This window comes from Caulobacter sp. FV1ye6ST (assembly GCF_058681225.1).
In genome coordinates this window covers 5,207,858-5,226,658 of record NZ_CM178733.1, presented here as the reverse complement: position 1 = coordinate 5,226,658, position 18,801 = coordinate 5,207,858, and the positions used below count along the sequence as shown (strand labels likewise).

Annotated in this window: 18 protein-coding genes and 1 pseudogene; 7 read left to right on the top strand and 12 right to left on the bottom strand. The window is 67.7% G+C overall.

The window, feature by feature from the left end; genetic code table 11:
- The first annotated feature begins 30 nt into the window (after positions 1–30).
- Together ACW175_RS24905 and ACW175_RS24900 are read left to right on the top strand one after the other, a co-directional pair.
- The gene (locus ACW175_RS24905; protein WP_492102573.1) at positions 31–1,644 is read left to right on the top strand and encodes a cisplatin damage response ATP-dependent DNA ligase; all 1,614 of its coding nucleotides are present in this window, start codon (positions 31–33) and stop codon (positions 1,642–1,644) included.
- A gap of 58 nt (positions 1,645–1,702) precedes the next feature.
- Entirely contained in the window at positions 1,703–3,457 is a 1,755-nt protein-coding gene (locus ACW175_RS24900; protein WP_492102572.1) for an ATP-binding protein, read from the top strand.
- A 116-nt stretch (positions 3,458–3,573) separates the two neighbouring features.
- Here the strand turns inward: ACW175_RS24900 and ACW175_RS24895 are convergent, their stop codons facing one another.
- A complete protein-coding gene (locus ACW175_RS24895) occupies positions 3,574–4,818 on the bottom strand; it encodes a multidrug effflux MFS transporter (RefSeq protein ID WP_492102571.1) in 1,245 nt (414 codons plus the stop codon).
- A 212-nt stretch (positions 4,819–5,030) separates the two neighbouring features.
- Between ACW175_RS24895 and ACW175_RS24890 the strand changes: the two genes are divergently transcribed.
- Positions 5,031–6,215 carry an MFS transporter gene (locus ACW175_RS24890; protein ID WP_492102570.1) on the top strand — a complete coding sequence of 395 codons (1,185 nt, stop codon included), beginning with the start codon at positions 5,031–5,033 and terminating at the stop codon, positions 6,213–6,215.
- Between the two features lie 112 nt (positions 6,216–6,327).
- On the opposite strand, the gene ACW175_RS24885 is transcribed toward ACW175_RS24890, so the two are convergent.
- On the bottom strand, positions 6,328–7,488 hold the full coding sequence (locus tag ACW175_RS24885; RefSeq protein WP_492102569.1) for a DegT/DnrJ/EryC1/StrS family aminotransferase: 1,161 nt from the start codon (positions 7,486–7,488) through the stop codon (positions 6,328–6,330).
- A 144-nt stretch (positions 7,489–7,632) separates the two neighbouring features.
- Here ACW175_RS24885 and ACW175_RS24880 point away from each other — a divergent pair, with 144 nt between their 5' ends.
- On the top strand, positions 7,633–8,622 hold the full coding sequence (locus ACW175_RS24880) for a mechanosensitive ion channel family protein (protein WP_492102568.1): 990 nt from the start codon (positions 7,633–7,635) through the stop codon (positions 8,620–8,622).
- On the opposite strand, the gene ACW175_RS24875 is transcribed toward ACW175_RS24880, so the two are convergent.
- The 3 genes and pseudogenes from ACW175_RS24875 to ACW175_RS24865 form a co-directional block, all read right to left on the bottom strand.
- Complete coding sequence (locus ACW175_RS24875; protein ID WP_492102567.1) at positions 8,552–9,727, bottom strand: trans-sulfuration enzyme family protein; 1,176 nt, start codon at positions 9,725–9,727, stop codon at positions 8,552–8,554. The two genes, ACW175_RS24880 and ACW175_RS24875, sit on opposite strands and share 71 nt — an antisense overlap.
- Positions 9,728–9,741: 14 nt before the next feature.
- A pseudogene (locus ACW175_RS24870) lies at positions 9,742–9,845 on the bottom strand (hypothetical protein); the annotation flags it as partial.
- Positions 9,842–11,251, bottom strand: coding sequence for a pyridoxal-phosphate dependent enzyme (locus ACW175_RS24865; protein WP_492102566.1), 1,410 nt, complete (start codon positions 11,249–11,251; stop codon positions 9,842–9,844). The gene ACW175_RS24865 and the pseudogene ACW175_RS24870, both read right to left, overlap by 4 nt.
- A 139-nt stretch (positions 11,252–11,390) precedes the next feature.
- Between ACW175_RS24865 and ACW175_RS24860 the strand changes: the two genes are divergently transcribed.
- Positions 11,391–11,825 (top strand): MarR family winged helix-turn-helix transcriptional regulator, encoded by a 435-nt coding sequence (locus ACW175_RS24860; RefSeq protein ID WP_492102565.1) that lies wholly within the window; start codon positions 11,391–11,393, stop codon positions 11,823–11,825.
- Positions 11,822–12,058, top strand: coding sequence for a zinc ribbon domain-containing protein (locus ACW175_RS24855; protein WP_492102564.1), 237 nt, complete (start codon positions 11,822–11,824; stop codon positions 12,056–12,058). The genes ACW175_RS24860 and ACW175_RS24855 overlap by 4 nt, the downstream gene beginning before the upstream one ends.
- On the opposite strand, the gene ACW175_RS24850 is transcribed toward ACW175_RS24855, so the two are convergent.
- The 6 genes from ACW175_RS24850 to ACW175_RS24825 all read right to left on the bottom strand — a co-directional run bounded on the left by ACW175_RS24850 (position 12,055) and on the right by ACW175_RS24825 (position 16,201).
- Entirely contained in the window at positions 12,055–12,378 is a 324-nt protein-coding gene (locus ACW175_RS24850) for a hypothetical protein (RefSeq protein WP_492101776.1), read from the bottom strand. The genes ACW175_RS24855 and ACW175_RS24850 overlap by 4 nt on opposite strands.
- Positions 12,375–13,481, bottom strand: coding sequence for an IS5 family transposase (locus ACW175_RS24845; protein WP_492101777.1), 1,107 nt, complete (start codon positions 13,479–13,481; stop codon positions 12,375–12,377). The genes ACW175_RS24850 and ACW175_RS24845 overlap by 4 nt, the downstream gene beginning before the upstream one ends.
- A gap of 185 nt (positions 13,482–13,666) precedes the next feature.
- Positions 13,667–13,900 carry a hypothetical protein gene (locus ACW175_RS24840; protein WP_492102563.1) on the bottom strand — a complete coding sequence of 78 codons (234 nt, stop codon included), beginning with the start codon at positions 13,898–13,900 and terminating at the stop codon, positions 13,667–13,669.
- A gap of 152 nt (positions 13,901–14,052) precedes the next feature.
- Positions 14,053–14,706: a fructose-6-phosphate aldolase gene (fsa, locus tag ACW175_RS24835; protein ID WP_099575270.1), complete on the bottom strand. Its 654-nt coding sequence runs from the start codon at positions 14,704–14,706 to the stop codon at positions 14,053–14,055.
- A gap of 77 nt (positions 14,707–14,783) precedes the next feature.
- Complete coding sequence (gene rfbD, locus ACW175_RS24830) at positions 14,784–15,659, bottom strand: dTDP-4-dehydrorhamnose reductase (RefSeq protein WP_492102562.1); 876 nt, start codon at positions 15,657–15,659, stop codon at positions 14,784–14,786.
- Positions 15,656–16,201 carry a D-glycero-alpha-D-manno-heptose-1,7-bisphosphate 7-phosphatase gene (locus ACW175_RS24825; protein WP_492102561.1) on the bottom strand — a complete coding sequence of 182 codons (546 nt, stop codon included), beginning with the start codon at positions 16,199–16,201 and terminating at the stop codon, positions 15,656–15,658. Before ACW175_RS24825 ends, rfbD begins: the two co-directional genes overlap by 4 nt.
- A gap of 98 nt (positions 16,202–16,299) precedes the next feature.
- Between ACW175_RS24825 and ACW175_RS24820 the strand changes: the two genes are divergently transcribed.
- Complete coding sequence (locus tag ACW175_RS24820) at positions 16,300–17,457, top strand: AGE family epimerase/isomerase (protein ID WP_492102560.1); 1,158 nt, start codon at positions 16,300–16,302, stop codon at positions 17,455–17,457.
- Here ACW175_RS24820 and ACW175_RS24815 read toward each other — a convergent pair.
- The gene (locus ACW175_RS24815) at positions 17,441–18,751 is read right to left on the bottom strand and encodes a mannose-1-phosphate guanylyltransferase (protein ID WP_492102559.1); all 1,311 of its coding nucleotides are present in this window, start codon (positions 18,749–18,751) and stop codon (positions 17,441–17,443) included. The genes ACW175_RS24820 and ACW175_RS24815 overlap by 17 nt on opposite strands.
- Positions 18,752–18,801 lie beyond the last annotated feature (50 nt).

Genomic DNA, 18,801 nt, shown 5'->3' with positions numbered 1-18,801 from the left:
AGCTGAACGGAAAGGGCCGGCCGACATTCCATGTCCATGCGCGCCTTCGCCCACTTGCTCGACCGGCTGTCCCTGACCAGCTCGCGCAACGCCAAGCTGACCCTGATCGCCGACCATCTGCGTCAGACGCCGGACCCCGATCGCGGCTACGCCCTGGCGGCCCTGACCGGGGCGCTATCGTTCAGCGCCGCCAAGCCGGCGTTTATCCGCAAGGCGGTCGAGGCGCGGATGGACGCTCAGCTGTTCGCCTGGTCCTACGACTATGTCGGCGACCTGGCCGAAACGGTCGCCCTGGTCTGGCCCGCGAGGCCCGGGGCCAACCGCCCGCCGGAACTGTCCGAGGTCATCGAAGCGCTGCATTCAGCATCCCGCGCCGAGGTCCAGCGCCTGATCGAGGGCTGGCTGGACGCCCTGGACCCCGACGGCCGCTGGGCGCTGCTGAAGCTGATGACCGGCGGCCTGCGGGTCGGGGTCTCGTCACGCCTGGCCAAGCAGGCCTGCGCCAATTTCGGCGGCGTCGAGATCGGCGAGATCGAGGAGGTCTGGCACGCGATGAGCCCGCCCTATGGCGACCTGTTCGCCTGGCTGGAAGGCCGCTCCGAGCGCCCCTCGCCCGACGCGCCAGGCCGCTTCCGACCCGTCATGCTGGCCCAACCGATCGACGAGGCGGTCGACTTCGCCAAGCTGGATCCCGCCGCCTATATCGCCGAATGGAAGTGGGACGGCATTCGCGTCCAGGCGGTGTCCGAACGCGGCGAGCGGCGGCTCTACACCCGCACCGGCGACGACATCTCGGCCAGCTTTCCCGATGTGGTGGAAGCCCTGGACTTCGAAGGCGCGATCGACGGCGAACTGCTGGTGCTGCGCGACGGCGCGCTGGCGCCGTTCGGCGACCTGCAGCAGCGGCTGAACCGAAAGACCGTCGACGGCAAACAGCTGGCCAACTTCCCGGCCGGCATTCGCGCCTACGACCTGATGATGGACGGCGAGGAGGACGTGCGGTCCCTGCCCTTCGTCGAGCGCAGGACGCGACTCGAGGCGTTCGTCGCGCGGCTAACCACGCCCCGCATCGACCTTTCGCCTCTCCAGCCCTTCGAGACCTGGGAGCAGTTGGCCGCCTTGCGCCTGGACCCGCCCGAGGGCGACGCCCGCCTTTCGGAAGGCCTGATGCTGAAGCGCCGCGACAGCGTCTACGAGCCGGGCCGGCCCAAGGGGCCGTGGTTCAAGTGGAAGCGCGACCCGCACCTGATCGACGCGGTGCTGATGTACGCCCAGCGCGGCCACGGCAAGCGCTCCAGCTTCTACTCCGACTACACCTTCGGCGTCTGGCGTGAGGACGACGAAGGACGCCGCGCCCTGACCCCGGTCGGCAAGGCCTATTTCGGCTTCACCGACGAGGAGTTGAAGCTGATCGACAAGTTCGTCCGCGACCACACGATCGAGCGCTTCGGGCCGGTGCGCTCGGTGCGGGCCGACCTGGAGCACGGCCTGGTGTTCGAGGTCGCGTTCGAGGGCCTGCAACGCTCCACCCGGCACAAGTCGGGCGTGGCCATGCGCTTTCCGCGCATCAACCGTATCCGCTGGGACAAGCCCTCGCGCGAGGCCGACGAACTCAAAACACTGGAAGCCATGCTGGATCCGTGATCGGCGTTCATCTCTCGTTTGTCATGTGCCCCTACGCAAGGTTGCGAGGAGTACGCCAATGTCCCCTTTTCTCGCGTCTCTGCTGCCGCATCTGCGGGTCAACGCCAATGAGCGCTATCGCCAGGTCTATTCCCGCATCGGCCTGACCGGGCTGCTGAGCTGGGCGCTGAGCCTGATTGGCCGCGCCGACCTGATCCCGCTCTGGCTGGTCGCCAGCCTTTCGGTGCAGGCGCTGGAGTTCGCCGCTGTTCGTCCCTTCGCCAGGGGCCGCTTTCCCGAGCGCCATCTGCAAACGCGGATCCTGCTGATGCTGGTCGCCATGGTGGCGATGGCCTCGGTCCACGCCGGCGCGGTGCTGATCTTCTGGCAGAGCGGCCAGCCGCCGCTGATGGCGCTGGCCCTGATGGTCCTGGTCGGCGGGGCGCTGAACAATGTCGCCTCGGGCGTCGACAGCCGGCCGCTGTTCTATCTGGGCGCGACGCCGTACGCGCTCAGCATGGCGGCGATGCCCGCTCTGGCCTGGAGATCCGCCCACGAACAGGTGACCATCCTGGCGGTCTGTGTCGGCTTTTTCATGCTGGCCGTCCACACGATCTGGGGCCGCATGCACAACGACCGCCGCGCCGTGGTCGCCGCCCGCGAGGAGGCCGACCGCCGTCGCGTCCAGACCGAAGAGGCCCTGTCGCAGCGCACCGCCATGGCCGCCATCGTCAGCCACGAGCTGCGCACGCCGTTATCGGCGATCCTGGCCGGCGCGCACATGATCCGCGCGGGAACCACCCCAGCCCAGACTCACGCCACCGCCGAGCTGATCGTCGATGCGGGCCACCTGATGACCGGCCTACTGACAGACATGCTGGACCAGGCCAAGATCGAGGCCCGGGCCATGAGCCTGGAGGATCGCGACTTCGACGCCTTGGGCGCGATCCGCGACGCGACCCGCTTCTGGAGCGCCAACGCCCGCGCCAAAGGCCTGGTCCTGCGCGAGCCGCCGGGCGAGCAGCCGCCAGCCTGGGTGCGCGGCGACCCGTTCCGTCTCCGCCAGATCCTCAACAACCTGCTGTCCAACGCGGTGAAGTTCACCGAGGACGGCGTCATCGACCTGCGGCTCTGCGCCAAGCCGTCGGAGGACGGCCGGGTGGTGATGACGATCGAGGTCCAGGACAATGGACCCGGCATAGCCGATGACGCCATGAGCCGGCTCTTCACCCCCTACGCCCAGGCCTCGCAGGAAACCGCGCGGACCTATGGCGGCACGGGGCTGGGTCTGGCCGTCAGTCGCCAGCTGGCGCGGCTGATGGGCGGCGAACTGGATGCTCGCGCCGGTCCTGAACGCGGCGCGATCTTTCGCCTCGTTCTGATCCTGCCCGCCGGCCGGGAACAGGACGCCCCCCGCCCCGCCACCGCGCCCGAAAGCGCGGCGCCGGACATCGGGACCTTGCGCGTCCTCGCCGTCGACGACCATGAGGTCAATCGCCGGACCCTGGCCCTGGTGCTCGAGCCTCTGGGCGTCGACCTGACCACCGCCTCCGACGGGCTGGAGGCGCTGAGACATCTGGAGGCCCAGGCCTTCGACGTGGTGCTGATGGACGTCAACATGCCGGGCCTGGACGGTCGCGAGGCCACGCGTCGCCTGCGGGCCGGCCGCGGACTGAACCACGACACGCCGGTGATCGGCTTCAGCGCCGGCGTGGCCGACGATGAGGTCCAGGCCTGCCACGACGCAGGCATGACCGACTGGCTGGCCAAGCCGCTGGACATCCGGGCGCTCTACGCGGCGCTGGACCGCGCCAAGCCCCCGGAAGTGGCCTGACGGAGCCGCCTGAGCTAGAGCATTTTCCGACGAAGTGGATACCGGTTCGTCGTCAGAAAATGCGTCAAGACAAGAGGCTAGAGCATTTCACCGATCCAGTTGGATCGAAAAATGCTCTAGTGGGCGGCGGCCGGGGCGGGCGCCCCGGTCTGGAACAGCTTGCCCTTCTCGGTGGCCAGCACGGTCACCAGACCGGCTAGGCCAAAGCCCGTGAAGCCGAGCGTCAACGGCACGGTCGTGCCGTCGAACATCTGGCCGATCAGAAAGCCGAACAGCGCCCCGCCGATCGTGGTGATGAAGCCCTGGATCGAGGCGGCGGCGCCGGCGACGTGGCCCAGCGGCTCCATGGCGATGGCCCCGAAGTTCGACATCACCAGGCCGAAGCAGAACATCATGCCGGCCTGCATCAGGGAGAAGCTCAGCAGAGTCTCGTGGCCGCTGATGGCGATCACGGCGTGGGCGCCGGCGAAGGCGATGAAGCCGATCAGCGCCCAGTGCGACACCTTGCGCATACCCAGCTTCTCGACGATCCGCGAATTCAGCAGCGACGAGACCGCCATGGTCCCGGCGATGGCGGCGAAGATCAGCGGGAAGATGTCGCCCGCGCCCAGCACCTCGGCGAACACCTGCTGGGCCGAGTTGAGGAAGCCGAACAGGCCGCTCAGCACCAGGGCTGCGGCGATCGTGTAGCCCATGGCGATGCGGTCGGTTAGGGCGACCTTGAAGGCCGAGGTGACGCCCGCCACGGAGATCGGGATGCGGTCTTCCGGGTGCTGGGTCTCGGGCAGCTTGATCGCCGCCCAGGCCATGACGATCAGGCCGAAGATCGACAGGACGCCGAAGATCCAGCGCCACGACGCGAACAGCATGATCGCCTGGCCCAGCGACGGGGCGATGATCGGGGTAGCCAGGAAGACGATGAAGGCCAGCGACATCACCCGCGCCATCTGGCGGCCGGCGTAGCAGTCGCGGACGATCGACACCGACAGCACCCGCGTCGAGGCCGCGCCCAGACCGGTCAGGAACCGCGCGATCAGCAGCATCTCGAACGAGGTCGAGAAAGCGCAGAGGGCCGCGAAGAGCGTGTAGAGCGTCAGCCCGACCATCAGCACCGGCTTGCGGCCATAGCGGTCCGCGAGCGAGCCGTAGGCCAGTTGTGCGACGCCGAAGCCGAGCAGGTAGGATGTGATCACCCACTGGCGGGCGTTCGGGTCCTGAATACCCAGCGCCTCGCCGATGTGCGGCAGGGCCGGCAGCATCGAGTCGATGGCAAGGGCGTTGGTCGCCATCATCGCCGCGATCAGGGCGACGAATTGGCCGAAGCCCATGCCGGGGTGCGGCGACGGCGCGGTGTCTGACATATCGGATTGTCCCAAGGGCTTTCGCCCCACTCATGATCGGACAGGGCCCGGCGAGACGTATCGGGGCCATATAGGCTCCGGGGGCCATCACGCCAACCCGCGGGCGGCGCCTCATCCCTTGATATAGGTCGTGAGCCGCCACGCCCGCCCTTATATCTGGATCCGCGAATGTCTTGTTCGAGCGCGCTTTCGCCGCGCTCCCCGGAGCTCCGATGACCCACGACAAACCCGCCGACGGCGTCCTGAGCCGCGGCCTGACCCTCGCCATGGCGGCGGCCACCGGCCTGGCGGTCGCCAACCTCTACTACAACCAGCCGATGCTGGGTCTGATGCTGAAGGACCTGCCCAGCGGCGTCACGGCGATGATCCCGACCGCGACCCAGGCCGGCTACGCGGCGGGCCTCTTCCTGCTGGTGCCGCTGGGCGATCTGGTCGAGCGGCGGCGGCTGATCGTCGTGCAGTTCCTGGTGCTGGCCCTGGCCCTGGTCGCCACGGCCCTGGCCCCGACCGCCGGGCTGATGATCCTGACCTCGCTGCTTCTGGGCGCGGCCGCCACGGTGGCTCAGCAGATCGTGCCGTTCGCGGCCCACTTGGCCCCGCCCGAGAAACGCGGCGCCACGGTCGGCACGGTGATGGCCGGCCTGCTCTGCGGCATCCTGCTGAGCCGGACCCTGGCCGGCTTCGTCGGCGCCCACTACGGCTGGCGGATGATGTTCTGGCTAGCCGCGCCGGTGGCCCTGGCGGCCGGCGGCTGGATGGCCCTGAAGCTGCCGCGCAGCCACCCGGAGTCGGACCTGTCCTACGGGCGCCTGCTGATCTCGCTGGAGAAGTTGTGGCGTGAGTTCGGCTCGCTGCGGCTGGCCGTCGCCACCCAGGCCTTGCTGTTCGCCACCTTCACCGCGTTCTGGACGGTGCTGGCCCTACATCTGCAGGACTTTCACCTGGGCTCCGACGTCGCCGGCCTGTTCGGCGTGATCGGGGCCGTCGGCATCCTGGCCGCGCCGATCGCCGGCCGCATCGCCGACAGGCGCGGCCCGCGGCCGGTCGTCATGCTGGGCGCCGCCCTCGCCCTTGTCTCCTGGGTTATCTTCGGCCTGTGGAACGGGATCGCCGGCCTGATCGTCGGGGTGATCCTGCTGGACTTCGCGATCCAGAGCGCCCTTGTCTCCAACCAGCACGTTGTCTACGCCCTGAAGCCCGAGGCGCGGGCTCGCCTGAACACCGTCTTCATGGGCGGCATGTTCGTGGGCGGCGCGATCGGCTCGGCCGTGGCGGTGACCCTGTGGACGTCGACCGGCTGGACCGGCGTCTGCGCCCTGGGCGTGGCCCTGACCGCCGCGGCGACGGCGCTGCAGGCGGTGAACCTGCTGCGTCGCCGGGCGCTGAAAGCGGCTTAGCCGTTGCCCGTCCTCGCCCTTCGACAAGCTCAGGGTGAGGGCTACTTTTGACGCCGCGACAGCCGAAACCTCATCCTGAGCTTGTCGAAGGACGAGGTTTCGGTTCTCGGACTTAGCCGTTAAAGGCGCGGATGGCGTCGATGATCTTTTGCTGGTCGGCTTCGCCCAGATAGGGGTGCATCGGCAGGGCCAGCACGGTCTCGGCCTTGGCTTCCGTCACCGGCAGGCCACCCGCGCCGCGCGGGAAGGCCGCGTACGGCGCCTGTACGTGCATCGGAACCGGATAATAGACCGCCGTCGGCACGCCTTGCGTCTTCAGGTGCGCGGCCAGGCCGTCGCGGTTGGCGTGCTCGATCACGTACTGGGCCCAGACCGAGACGCCGCCGGCGATCACAGCCGGGGTCGACAGCACCGCGCCCTTCAGGCCCTCGGCATAGCGGTCGGCCACGACCTGACGCAGGGCGATCTCCTCGGCGAAGATGGCCAGCTTCTCGATCAGGATCGCCGCCTGGATCGTGTCGAGGCGAGAGTTCATGCCGATACGGGTGTTGAGGTACTTGGGGTCGTGGTCGAAGGTCTTGCCCTCGAGGTCGGGACCGACCGCCTTGCCGTGGACGCGGAAGCTGTCCATCAGGTCCCACAGGCGGGCGTCGTTGGTCAGCACCGCCCCGCCGTCGCCGTAACAGCCCAGCGGCTTGGCCGGGAAGAAGCTGGTCGTGGCCACATCGGCCCAATGCAGCGGATGCTGGCCGTTCAGCGTGCAGCCGAAGCCCTGGGCGCTGTCGGCGATCAGCTTCAGGCCTTCGCGATCGCAGATGGCCTTGATCGCCGGATAGTCGGCCGGTTGGCCGAACAGGTCGACGGCGATGACCACCTTCGGCGTCAGCTTGCCCTCGGCCTTCACGCCGGCGATGGCGGCTTCGAGCTTGGCCGGATCGAGATTGTAGGTGTCGGGCAGCACGTCGACGAACACCGGGGTCGCGTCGACCCACGGCACGACTTCCGGCGTCGCGGCGAAGGTGAAGGACGGACAGAACACCGCGTCGCCCGGGCCCACGCCCCAGGCCATCAGCGGCAGGGCGATGGCGTCAGTGCCGTTGGCGCAGGACAAGGCCAGCTTGGCCTGGCCGAATTCGGCCAGCTTGGCCTCGAACTCACGAACTTGCGGACCCATGACATAGGCGCCGCTGTCCAGCACCTTGGCGATGGCGGCGTCGATCTTGTCGCGAATCCGGCGCTGCTGCGCGGCGAGGTCGATGAAGGGCATGCTCATGGGCGCAGCCTCTAGTGTCGGTTCACGGCGATTTCGAGCCAATTGATGTAACCGACTGTTTCCAGGCCACAAGGGCCATCAAGCGGAACCGTCGGCGCGCCTTGTCGTTGACCGAACACGGCTGGGGCGCCTATCGAGACTTCCATGAAGACCAAGCCCAGCATCGTCCCGGCGGATACGTCCCTGCCGTCGCTCGCCAACGTGAAGGCCGACGAGACCATGTTAGGACATTTCCTGGACTGGCTGGGCAAGCTGGCGGTGAACCTGGTGGTCGCGGCCCTGATCCTGCTGGTCACCTTCTGGGTAGCCGGCTGGGCGGCGGGCGTCATCCGCCGGGGCCTGGGCCGGGTGCATCGGAACAATCCCGACCCGACCCTGGAGAGCTTCAGCGCCTCCTTGGCCCGCTACGCCATCGTCGCCGTCGGCCTGGTGGCGGTGCTGCAGCAGTTGGGCGTGCAGACCACTTCGATCATCGCGGTGCTGGGCGCGGCGTCTCTGGCTATCGGCCTGGCCCTGCAAGGCGCCCTGTCGAACGTGGCGGCCGGGGTGATGATCCTGCTGTTCCGCCCCTACAAGGTCGGCGACGTCATCGAGACCTCGACCCGCCAGGGTACGGTCAAGTCGCTGGACCTGCTGTTCACCGAAATCGCCACCCCCGACAACGTCAAGGTGATCATCCCCAACAGCAAGGTCTTCGGCGACGTGATCCTGAACTACTCGGCCCACCGCAGCCGGCGGGCGGATGTGCTGTTCAAGGTCCCGCTGAAGACGGATCTCGTCATGGTCCTCAAGCGCCTGCGCGAACGGGCCGAGAGCGACCCGCGCATCCGCAAGGACCCGGCGGTGATGATCGAGGTCGTCGACCTGTCGGAAGCCTTCGCCCAGGCCGCGATCCGCGTCTGGACGGCGGCGGCCGACTTCGGCCCGGTCAAGACCGACATGATGCTGAGCGCCCATCTGCTGGCCGAGGACCCCGCCCGCGACGACCTGCCGCCGCCGCGGCCTACCAAGGCCAAGGACCCCTCACCCGCCATGCCGGGCGAGGGCGAGCACCATCACCTGCTCAGCCTGATAAAGCCGCGTCGAGATCGGAAATCAGGTCCCGACAAGACTCAATCCCCACCGAAAGCCTGATCAGCCCGTCCGAGATCCCCAGGGCCGCGCGCTGATCGGGCGGGATCGAGGCATGGGTCATGATCGCGGGGTGCTCGATCAGGCTCTCGACCCCGCCCAGGCTCTCGGCCAGGGTGAAGAGCTGGGTCCGCTCCAGCATCCGCCGAGCCGGGGCGAGACCGCCCTTGACCTCGGCCGAGATGATGCCGCCGAAGCCGCCGGTCATCTGACGCTTGGCCAGATCGTGCCGCGGGTGGCTTTCCAGACCTGGATAGATGACGCGCTCGATGGCCGGGTGCCGCTCCAGCCACCGGGCGATCTCGAGAGCGCTGTCGCAGGCGCGCTGCATGCGCAAGGCCAGGGTCTTCACGCCCCGCAGCGCCAGGAAACTGTCGAATGGTCCCAGCACCGAGCCGACGGCGTTCTGCAGGAACTTCATCTTGTCGGCGAGCTCGACATTGTCGCCGACCACCGCCACCCCCGCGACCACGTCGGAGTGGCCGTTCAGGTACTTGGTCGCCGAGTGCATGACGATGTCGAAGCCCAGCTCCAGCGGCCGCTGGATGAAGGGGCTGGCGAAGGTGTTGTCGGCGACAGTGACGAGGTTGTGTGTCTTGGCCAGGGCCGCGATGGCGGCTAGATCGGCCAGGCGCAGCATCGGGTTGGTAGGGGTTTCCACCCAGATCATCCGCGTCGCCGGGGTGATCGCCGCCTCGACCGCGGCCAGATCGGCCATGTCGACGAAGCTGAAGGTCAGGCCGGCCGAGCGCTTGCGCACCTTGTCGAACAGCCGGAACGAGCCGCCATAGAGGTCGTCGCTAGCGATCACGTGCGCGCCGCTGTCCAGCGTCTCCAGGATCGTCGAGGCCGCCGCCAGGCCCGAGGCGAAGGCGAAGCCCGCCGTGCCGCTCTCCAGGTCGGCGATGCTGCGCTCGAAGGCGAAGCGGGTCGGGTTGTGGCTGCGGCTGTATTCGAAACCCTTGTGCTCACCGGGACTCGACTGGACGTAGGTCGAGGTGGCGTAGATCGGCACCATGACCGCGCCGGTGGTCGGGTCGGGGAACTGGCCGCCGTGGATGGTCCGCGTGGCGAAGTCCAGGCGGTTCTTGCCGGGGATGTCGGTCATGGAAAGTCCTTGGGCCGCCCTCGCCCTTCGACAGGCTCAGGGTGAGGTCTACTGCATGTCATTCAACAACCTCATCCTGAGCTTGTCGAAGGACGAGGTTGGTGCACCGGAGCGTCAGGCGCTCAGGCGCAGATGATTGATCAGGTCGACACGGGTGATGACACCTAGGAACTCCTCCCCGTCGACCACAAGGGCCACCTCGTCTCGATCGAACACCTCGGGCAGGTCGTCGACGCTCTGATGGGCCTGCAAGGTGTTGACCGCGCGGGTCATGGCGACGCCGACCAGGGTCTTGAAGCGCGGGGCCTCATCGCCCGCCTCGACCGCGGCCAGGACGTCGCTCTCGTCGAGGATGCCGACCAGCTTGCCCTCGTCGACCACGGGCAACTGGCTGATGTCGGACGAGCGCATGCGGTTGTAGGCGGTCAGCAGGGTGTCGTCGGGCCCGATGGCGATCACGCCGCCCTCGGCGTAGCGCTTGGCGATCAGGTCGCGCAGGTCGCCGTGCAGCTCGCGACCGTCGAAGCCGTGGGCCGCCAGCCAGAAGTCGTTGAACATCTTGGTCAGGTACTTGCCGCCGGTGTCGCAGACGAAGGTCACGACGCGCTTGGGCTCGGTCTGCTCGCGGCAATATCGCAGCGCCGCGGCCAGCAGGCAGCCCGAGGAAGAACCGGCGAGAATCCCTTCCTTCTTCAGCAGCAGGCGGGCGGTGTCGACGCTCTCGCGGTCGCTGATCGAATAGGCCTGGGAGACCAGATCCATCTGGGCGTTGTCGGGGATGAAGTCCTCGCCGATACCCTCGACGATCCAGCTGCCGGCTTCACCGAAAGTTCCGGTCTCGACAAAGTCGCGCAGGATCGAGCCGACCGGGTCGGCCAGCACCATCCTCGTCTTCGGCGAGTGGGCCTTCATGTAGCGGCCGATGCCGGTAAGCGTGCCGCCCGAGCCGACGCCGACGACGATGGCGTCGATATCGCCCTCCATCTGGGTCAGCAGCTCGGGCGCCGTGGTGGTCTCATGCGCCAGCGGGTTGGCCGGGTTCTCGAACTGGTTGGCGTAGAGCGACCCCGGGATAGACTGGGCCAGGGTCTGCGCCATGTCCTGGTAGTATTCGGGATGGCCCTTGCCGACGTCGCTGCGCGTCAGGCGCACATCCACGCCCATGGCCCGCAGGTGCAGGATCTTCTCCCGCGCCATCTTGTCGGGGACGATCAGAATCAGCCTGTAGCCCTTGAGTGTCGCCACCTGGGCCAGGCCAAGCCCGGTATTGCCGGCCGTGGCCTCGATGATCGTGCCGCCGGGCCGCAGCCGGCCGTCGGCCTCGGCCGCCTCGATCATCGCGCGGGCGACGCGGTCCTTGATCGAACCGCCGGGGTTCTGGTTCTCGAGCTTCAGGAACAACCGGCAGGGGCCGGTGTCGAGATGCTTGACCTCGACCATGGGGGTGCGACCGATCAGGTCCAGGGCCGAACCGGCAATAGGGGGTAGTCCCGTTTGGGGAAGGCCCGATTTGAGGTCGTTCATGGCGCAGCTCCGCAGCCTGACGAAACGATTTCCCCCAGCTAGGCCTGTTTTTCGAACGAAGGGAAGAGGGCCAGGGCCGTCGGATATAGGGGGTTCGTTCGGGATTTACGAAGGATCACCCTCCTTTTAGCCTCGTTCCATGACCGACCCCTTCGCCGCCGAGTTCGAGGATCTGTTCCGCGCGACCTACCGGGCCGCCGTCCGGCGCGTGCGCGACAAGCGCGAACGGCTGTCGCCCGAGACCGTGGCGCTGCTGGACCATCTGGCCGCCGCGGGGCCGCTGACCGCCGGCGAGCTGGCTCGCCATGTCGACCGCGCGCCCAGCACCCTGACCGAGATGGTCGATCATCTGGTCGACAAGGGCCTGCTGACCCGCGACCGCGATCAGGCCGACGCCCGCCGCAGCCTGATCTGGCTGACCGACGCCGGCCAAGCCGCCTTGCTGGAGAGCCGCAACGTCCTGGACCTCGACATGCTGGCCGCCGCCGGCGCCAATCTGTCGCCCCAGCAGCGCCAGGCGCTGATCGATCATTTCCGGGCGTTCGCCGCCCAGCTGAGAGGAGCCCGCCCATGAGCCACGCTTGCGAAAGCTGCGGCATGCCGATCGAGTCCGGTCCCTATTGCCAGTACTGCGTCGACGAGAGCGGCGCTCTGCAGGACTTCCCGACCCGCTTCGAGCGCATGGTGCAATGGCAGGAGCGTCGCGGCAGCCCTCGCGCCCAGGCCGAAACCGATACCATCGCCTATATGTCTAAGATGCCGGCGTGGAAGGACCACCCGGATGTGCGAGCGCGCCTTCAGGCCTAGCAGGCTGTTGAAGAAGCCTCCCGTCTGGCGATGAAGTTGGCTTCGTCGCCGCCGTGGAAGCAGATCTGGCCCTTGAGGGAGCCGTCGGGCTGGAGTTGAGCCCATCCGTCGCCCTGGGCCTCATCCATTTCGTCGTTTCCGCGCCAGTCGAACTGCACGGCGTCGTGGTCGCCGGCGGCGGCGAAGGCGCCAGTGACGCAGCCGAAGGCGAACTGGCCATGGGTGGCTTCGAAGAGGATGTAGGCGGGCTCCATCATGTCCCGATAGTCGTCAGTGTAGTCGGGCGTCTGGACGATGCGCCACTGGCCCAGGACGCTCATGCCGGGGCCGCCAGGAGCTTGGGCAGACGGATCAGGTTGTAGGCCGCCAGCGCCAGGGTGAAGGCGGCGTCGACCTTGGCGCGGCCGCGCACCTTGACCTTGGCTAGGCCGGCCGAGCCCTTGATCCAGCCGAACACCTCTTCGATGCGCTTGCGACATCGCTGGCTGATCGCATAGCCGGGGTGGCGCTTGGTGCGGCCGTCAATGGCGGTCGAGCGCGGCTTGCCCAGCTTGGACAGGTGGCCATCGACGGCGATGTGCGGTGTCACCCGGCGCGCCCGAAGTTGGCCAATGAAGTCGCGCACGTCATAGGCCTTGTCGGCGCCCAGGGTGATCCGACGCCGGCCGCTTCTTCGGTCCAGCATCGCCACAGCCGCCTCGCGCTCGGCTGTGCCCGTGGCCAGGGTCACCCCACCATCCGTCACCAGGCCATGGCGGTTCTCCATCAGGGCGTGGCCCATATAGCAGAGCCTCGCCGGCTGGCCGTCGCCCTTCTTATAGAGCCGAGCCTCAGGATCGGTGGTGCTGCGGTGCGTCTGGTTGGAACGCTTCTCCTTGTGGAAGCCGCGCTCGGCGTTGCGACCCGGCCCCTCGGGATCGCTGTCGTCGCCATCGACCCTGCGGAAGCTCTTGGTCGACGCCCAGGCTTCGATCAGCGTGCCGTCCACCGAGAAGTGGTCTGACGACATCAGCCGCTTCACCCGAGGCTGGGCCAGCACCGCGCGCAGGAACTTGCCGGCGATCTCGCCCGCCAACAGCCGGTCGCGGTTCTTGGTGAAACTGGAATGATCCCAGGCCGCATCGTCCACGCCAAGACCTACAAACCAGCGGAACAGCAGGTCAAACTCCATCCGCTCCATCAACTGGCGCTCCGATCGGATGCCGTAGAACGCCTGCAGCAGCATGGCGCGCAACAACCGTTCCGGCGGGATCGACGGACGTCCCAGCCTCGGCGGATAGAGCGCCGCGAAGTCCGCGCTCAAATCCCCAAGCGCCCCGTTCGCGATCTCCAGGATCGGCCGCAAGGGATGATCGCGCCGAACCCGAGCATCCAGATCTACATATGAGAACAGCGACCCCGTCCGCTCGTCCGACCCGCGCATCCACCCCTCCAGAGCTCCCGCCCAAAGAGTGAATCATGTCGAACTCCGCCCCGCTACGGACTTCTTCAACAGCCTGCTAGAACATTTTCCGACGAAGTGGACACCGGTTCGTCGTCAGAAAATGCGTCAAAAGAAGATGCTAGAGCATTTCACCGATCCAGTTGGATCGGTGAAATGCTCTAGGGTCAGGCCGTCCCGACGGTACCGCGCTGGTTCAGCCACTCGCTGGCGAATTTGCGCGACAGATGGACGTCCTCGAACACCACCCGCCGCAGCTGGCCCAGGAACTCGGGCGCGTCATGAACGATGACGAAAGGAAAGTCGTTGGCCGACAGGAACCCGTGGAGGAATCGCGAGAAGCGGTCGGCCTCTTCGGGACCGGCCAGGCGGACTTCGGTCTCGGCGACGGTCGGAACCATGTGCGTGGCCCTCTGTGAACGGACCAAGACTTAACGCGCGAGTTCGCATTTGCGAACCCTCTTCGCCTCTGCGAAATAAACTGTGATCACTTGATCGCCTTCCGGGCGAGCAAAACCCCGCCCGGGAAAGCGCTTACAGGATAGTCCCTAGTCTAGAGGATCGACTGGCCGGTCGAGGCCCAGTCCTTCAGGAACTGTTCCAGGCCCTTGTCGGTCAGCGGGTGCTTGTAGAGCTCGGCGAAAACCGCCGGCGGGATGGTCACGACGTCGGCGCCGATGATCGCGGCTTCCTTGACGTGGGCGGCGTTGCGCACCGAGGCGGCCAGGATCTCTGTCTCGTAGCCGTAGTTGTCATAGATCGCGCGGATGTCGCGGATCAGATCCATGCCATCGAAACCGTAGTCGTCCAGGCGGCCGATGAACGGCGAGATGTAGGTCGCGCCGGCCTTGGCGGCCAGCAGGGCCTGGGTCGCCGAGAAGCACAGGGTGACGTTGGTCTTGATCTCTTCGTCGGCGAACGCGGCGCAGGCGATCAGGCCGTCACGGGTCAGCGGGATCTTGACCACCACGTTCGGGGCGATCTTGGCCAGCTTCTGACCCTCGGCGATCATGGCGTCGGCCGTGGTGGCGGCCACTTCGGCGCTGATCGGACCCGGGACGATGTCACAAATCTCGGCGATCACTTCCAGCATCGGGCGGCCCGACTTGGCGATCAGGGTCGGGTTGGTGGTCACGCCGTCGATCAGGCCGGTCGAGGCCAGGTCGGCGATCACCTTGGTGTCGGTGCTGTCGAGGAAGATCTGCATGGTCGCTCGCGCTGTATTTTATGGAGAAGTTGGGCGTGGGTTTATCGTGATGGGGCCGTCGGCGCCAGCATTCACGCCTAGAAACCGGTCGCGACCAGGCGATCGGCCGTTCGCTCGACGGCGGTCCGCCAGGGCTCGGGCGTGAAGCCGAACACCGCCCGGAGCTTGCCCGTGCCCAGCGGCGAGCGCGGCGGACGCGGGGCCGGCTCGGCGAACGCGGCTTGGCTCGTCGGCTCCAGGCGCGCCGTGGCTCGAGGATCGCGGTCGATCGCGGCCTTGGCGAAGTCGAAGCGGCTGGCCTCGCCGGCATTGGCGAAGTGGAACAGGCCGAACGCCGGATCCCCGGCCCGCGCTTTCGCCCAGCTCGGCGCGGTCGCGACCAGGAAATCGGCCAGGGCCTCGCCGTCGGTCGGCGTTCCGAACTGGTCGGCGACGATCCTCAGCACCTCGCGCTCGCGCGCCAGGCGCAGCATGAAGCTCACATAGTTTCGGCCATAGCTGGAAAAGACCCACGATATCCGCAGCACCGTCGTCCGAGGATGGACCAGCACCGCCTGCTCGCCGGCCAGCTTGGATCGACCATAGACATTGATCGGCCGGGCCTCGTCGGCCTCGACGTAAGCGCGATCGGTCAGGCCGTCGAACACGGCATCGGTCGACAGATGCACGAACGGCAGGCCCCGCTCGGCGCAGGCGGCGGCCATGGCCTGGGGCGCCGCGGCGTTGACCGCGAAGGCCTCGTCGGGCCGGGCCTCGGCGGGGTCGACCTGGGTGAAGGCGGCGGTGTTGAGCACGAGGTCGCAGTCGGCGGCCAGGATCGCGGCGCGGACGGCCGCGGCATTTTCGAGATCGCAGTCGATGCGGGAGAGGGCGATGATGTCTGCTCGTCCCTTGGCGGCGGCCTGTACCGCCGTGGCCACCTGACCCGTTCGGCCGAACTGCAGGATCTTCATTTCAGGGCGGGAACCCGGTCGCCCAACACCTGGCCGACGAAGGTCCTCAGATTGCCGCCCTTGAACAGATAGCCTGGCAGGCCCGCGCGGGCGCCCGCCTCCACGTCGATATGGCGGTCGCCGATGATCACCGCCTCATCCGGCGCGAGAGCCCAGTCGGCCAGGCCGCGCAGGATCATGCCGGGATTGGGTTTGCGGTCCGGATGGTCGGCCACGCGATATTCTTCCACGACGGCCGTCTCGTGAAACGGCGAGTGATAAAAGGCGTCGATCCGACCGCCTCGCTCGGCCAGTTGCGCCTGCATGGCGGCATGGAACCGGTCCATCTGCGTCTGGTCGAAATAGCCTCGTCCGATGCCCGACTGGTTGGTCACCACCAGCACCTTGAGCCCCGCCTGGGTCATCGCCGCCACCGCCTCGCGGGCGCCGTCGATCCACTCCAGCTTGGCGGGGTCGTGGACATAGCCATGGTCGACGTTCAGCACGCCGTCCCGATCCAGGAACACGGCCTTCAGAGGGGGGAGGACGGCAGGGCTGGTCATGGCGCGAGCACTACCCCGAGCGGCGGCGAAACACCACGCCTCCGTCTTGGCCTCGTCGCGCAAGCTCCCTAGAAGAAGGCGATCCTTTGGAGCTCTCGATGACCGCCTTCGCCGACGCCGCCCACCTGCGCGACCGCCTGAAGACCTGGGCCCTGGAGGCCGCCTATCCGCTGTGGTGGGAGACCGGCGCCGACCACGTGAAGGGCGGCTTCTTCGAGAAGATCGATCTCGACGGCCAGCCGGTGGACGGCCCGCGCCGCGGCCGCGTGCTGCCCCGGCAGATCTTTTCCTACGCCCTGGCCGGCGAACTGGGCTGGACCGGTCCGTGGCGCGAGGCGGTCGCCCATGGCCTGATCTTCTACCTGAAGGCCTATCGCCGGCCTGACGGCCTGTTCCGCGCCCTGGTCGGGCCCCATGGCGAGAGCCTGGACGACACCGCCGATCCCTACGACCAGGCCTTCGCCATGTTCGCCCTGGCGGCCGTGGCCAAGGCGCTGCCGGACCGCAAGGCCGAGGCCAAGGCTGTCGCCGTCCATGTCCGCGACATGTTGTACGCCGAGCGCAAGCACCCGCTGGGCGGCTTCCACCAGACCAACCCGCCGACGACGCCCCTGCAGTCGAACCCGCACATGCACCTGTTCGAGGCGATGCTGGCCTGGAACGAGGTCGACGATGATCCGACCTGGCGCGCCCTGGCCGACGAGATCGGCGGTCTGGCTCTGACCAAGTTCATCCACGCCGAAAGCGGCCAGATCCGCGAGTTCTTCGATCTCGACTGGGACCCGGCGCCGGGCGTCGAGGGCCGCATCTGCGAGCCTGGCCACCAGTTCGAATGGGGCTGGCTGCTGTTGCGCTGGGGCAAGCTGGCCGGTCGCGACGACGCGATCGCGGCTGCCCTGAAGATGATAGAGGCCGGCGAGACCCATGGTGTCGACCTGGAGCGCGGCGTGGCGGTCAACGCCCTGCTCGACGACTTCTCCGTCCACGACAACAGCGCCCGCCTCTGGCCGCAGACCGAGCGGATCAAGGCTTCGGTGCTGGCCGCCCGGATCACCGGCGACGCCCGCTGGTGGGACATGGCCGCGGCGGGCGCGGAAGGCCTGATGACCTATCTGCGAACGCCGGTCCCAGGCCTGTGGCGCGACAAGTATCAGCCCGACGAGACCTTCGTGGAAGAGCCGGCGCCGGCCAGCTCGTTCTATCACATCACCTGCGCGATCGCGGAGTTCGACCGGGCCGTTAGCGCGGCTTCGTAACCAGCAGCGTCGCCGCGCCGATGGCGCGCGCGCGCGTCTCGGCGCCCACCGGAACGAAGGCCCCGGCGGCATGGACGTCGCCGCCTATCTCCAGCACGCCTTCCAGCACCTGCACGGTCGAGGCCGGCAAGACCACCGCCTCGCCACCGGGGACGCGACGCAGCTCGACGTCGAAGCCCTCGGTCGAAACCAGGGTCTCGGCGCCGTCCGGCGCGGTGCTCTTGCGCAAGGCGATCGAACGCCCCTTGGCCTTGAGCCTGTCGACCAGGATCTTCACGGCCTGGCTGTCGTTGCGATGGCAGACCAGCACGGCGTCCGGTTCGGCCACCACGACGATATCGCTGATGCCGATCACCCCGACATAGGGGCCCGTCGTGCGGACCAGGACATTCTTGGCGTTGTGCAGCTCGACATCGCCGTCGCTGGCGTTGCCGTCGCCGTCGCGAGCCGAGGCTTCCCAGATGGCGTCCCAGGCGCCGAGATCCGACCAGGCGAAGGCCGCCGGGGCCACGGCGGCCTTCTTCGTATGCTCCATCACCGCGTAGTCGAGCGAGATCTTCTTGGCTTGCGCGAAGAGATCACGATCCAGGCGACCGATCCCGGCCTCCAGCGTCAGTGCGGCGGCGCAGGCCTTGGCGGCGGCGGCGACCGTCGGCTCGAAGACCTCGAACTCACCCATCAGGGTGGCGGCCTTGAAGGCGAAGTTGCCGCTGTTCCAGAGATAGCCCTCCAGCACGTAGCGCTCAGCGGTCTCTCGGTCCGGCTTCTCGACGAAGGCGGCCACGGCGCTGACCGAACCGTCCAGCAGCGCGTCACCGGGACGGATGTAGCCAAAGCCGGTGGCCGGTGAAGTCGGCCTCACGCCGAAGGTGACGATCAGGTCGCTCTCGGCGGCCTTGGCGGCGACGACCGCGGCGTCCCGGAAGATCTCGGGCTGGGCGATGTGGTGGTCGGCGGCCAGCATCAGCACGACGCCGTCCGGGTCCTGGCCTTGCACGTAGGCGGCGGCGGCGGCCACGGCCGGGGCGCTGTCGCGGGCCTCGGGCTCCACCAGGACGGTCACCCAGGCGCCAATCTCGGCGGTCTGCTCGGAGACAAAGCCGACCATGGCCTCGCCCGTGACAATGACGATCTCGGCGACGCCTGGAATGTCCTTCACCCGCGACACGGTTTCCTGGAACGACGAGCGGTCGCCGACCAGCTTCAGGAACTGCTTGGGCTGGTCGCTGCGCGACGCCGGCCAAAGCCGCGTGCCTGAGCCGCCGCACAGGATCACCGGATAGATCGATGCCAAGATAAACCCCACCACGTCTTAGTCTTTGACCCTGATAGGGCCTTATTGCG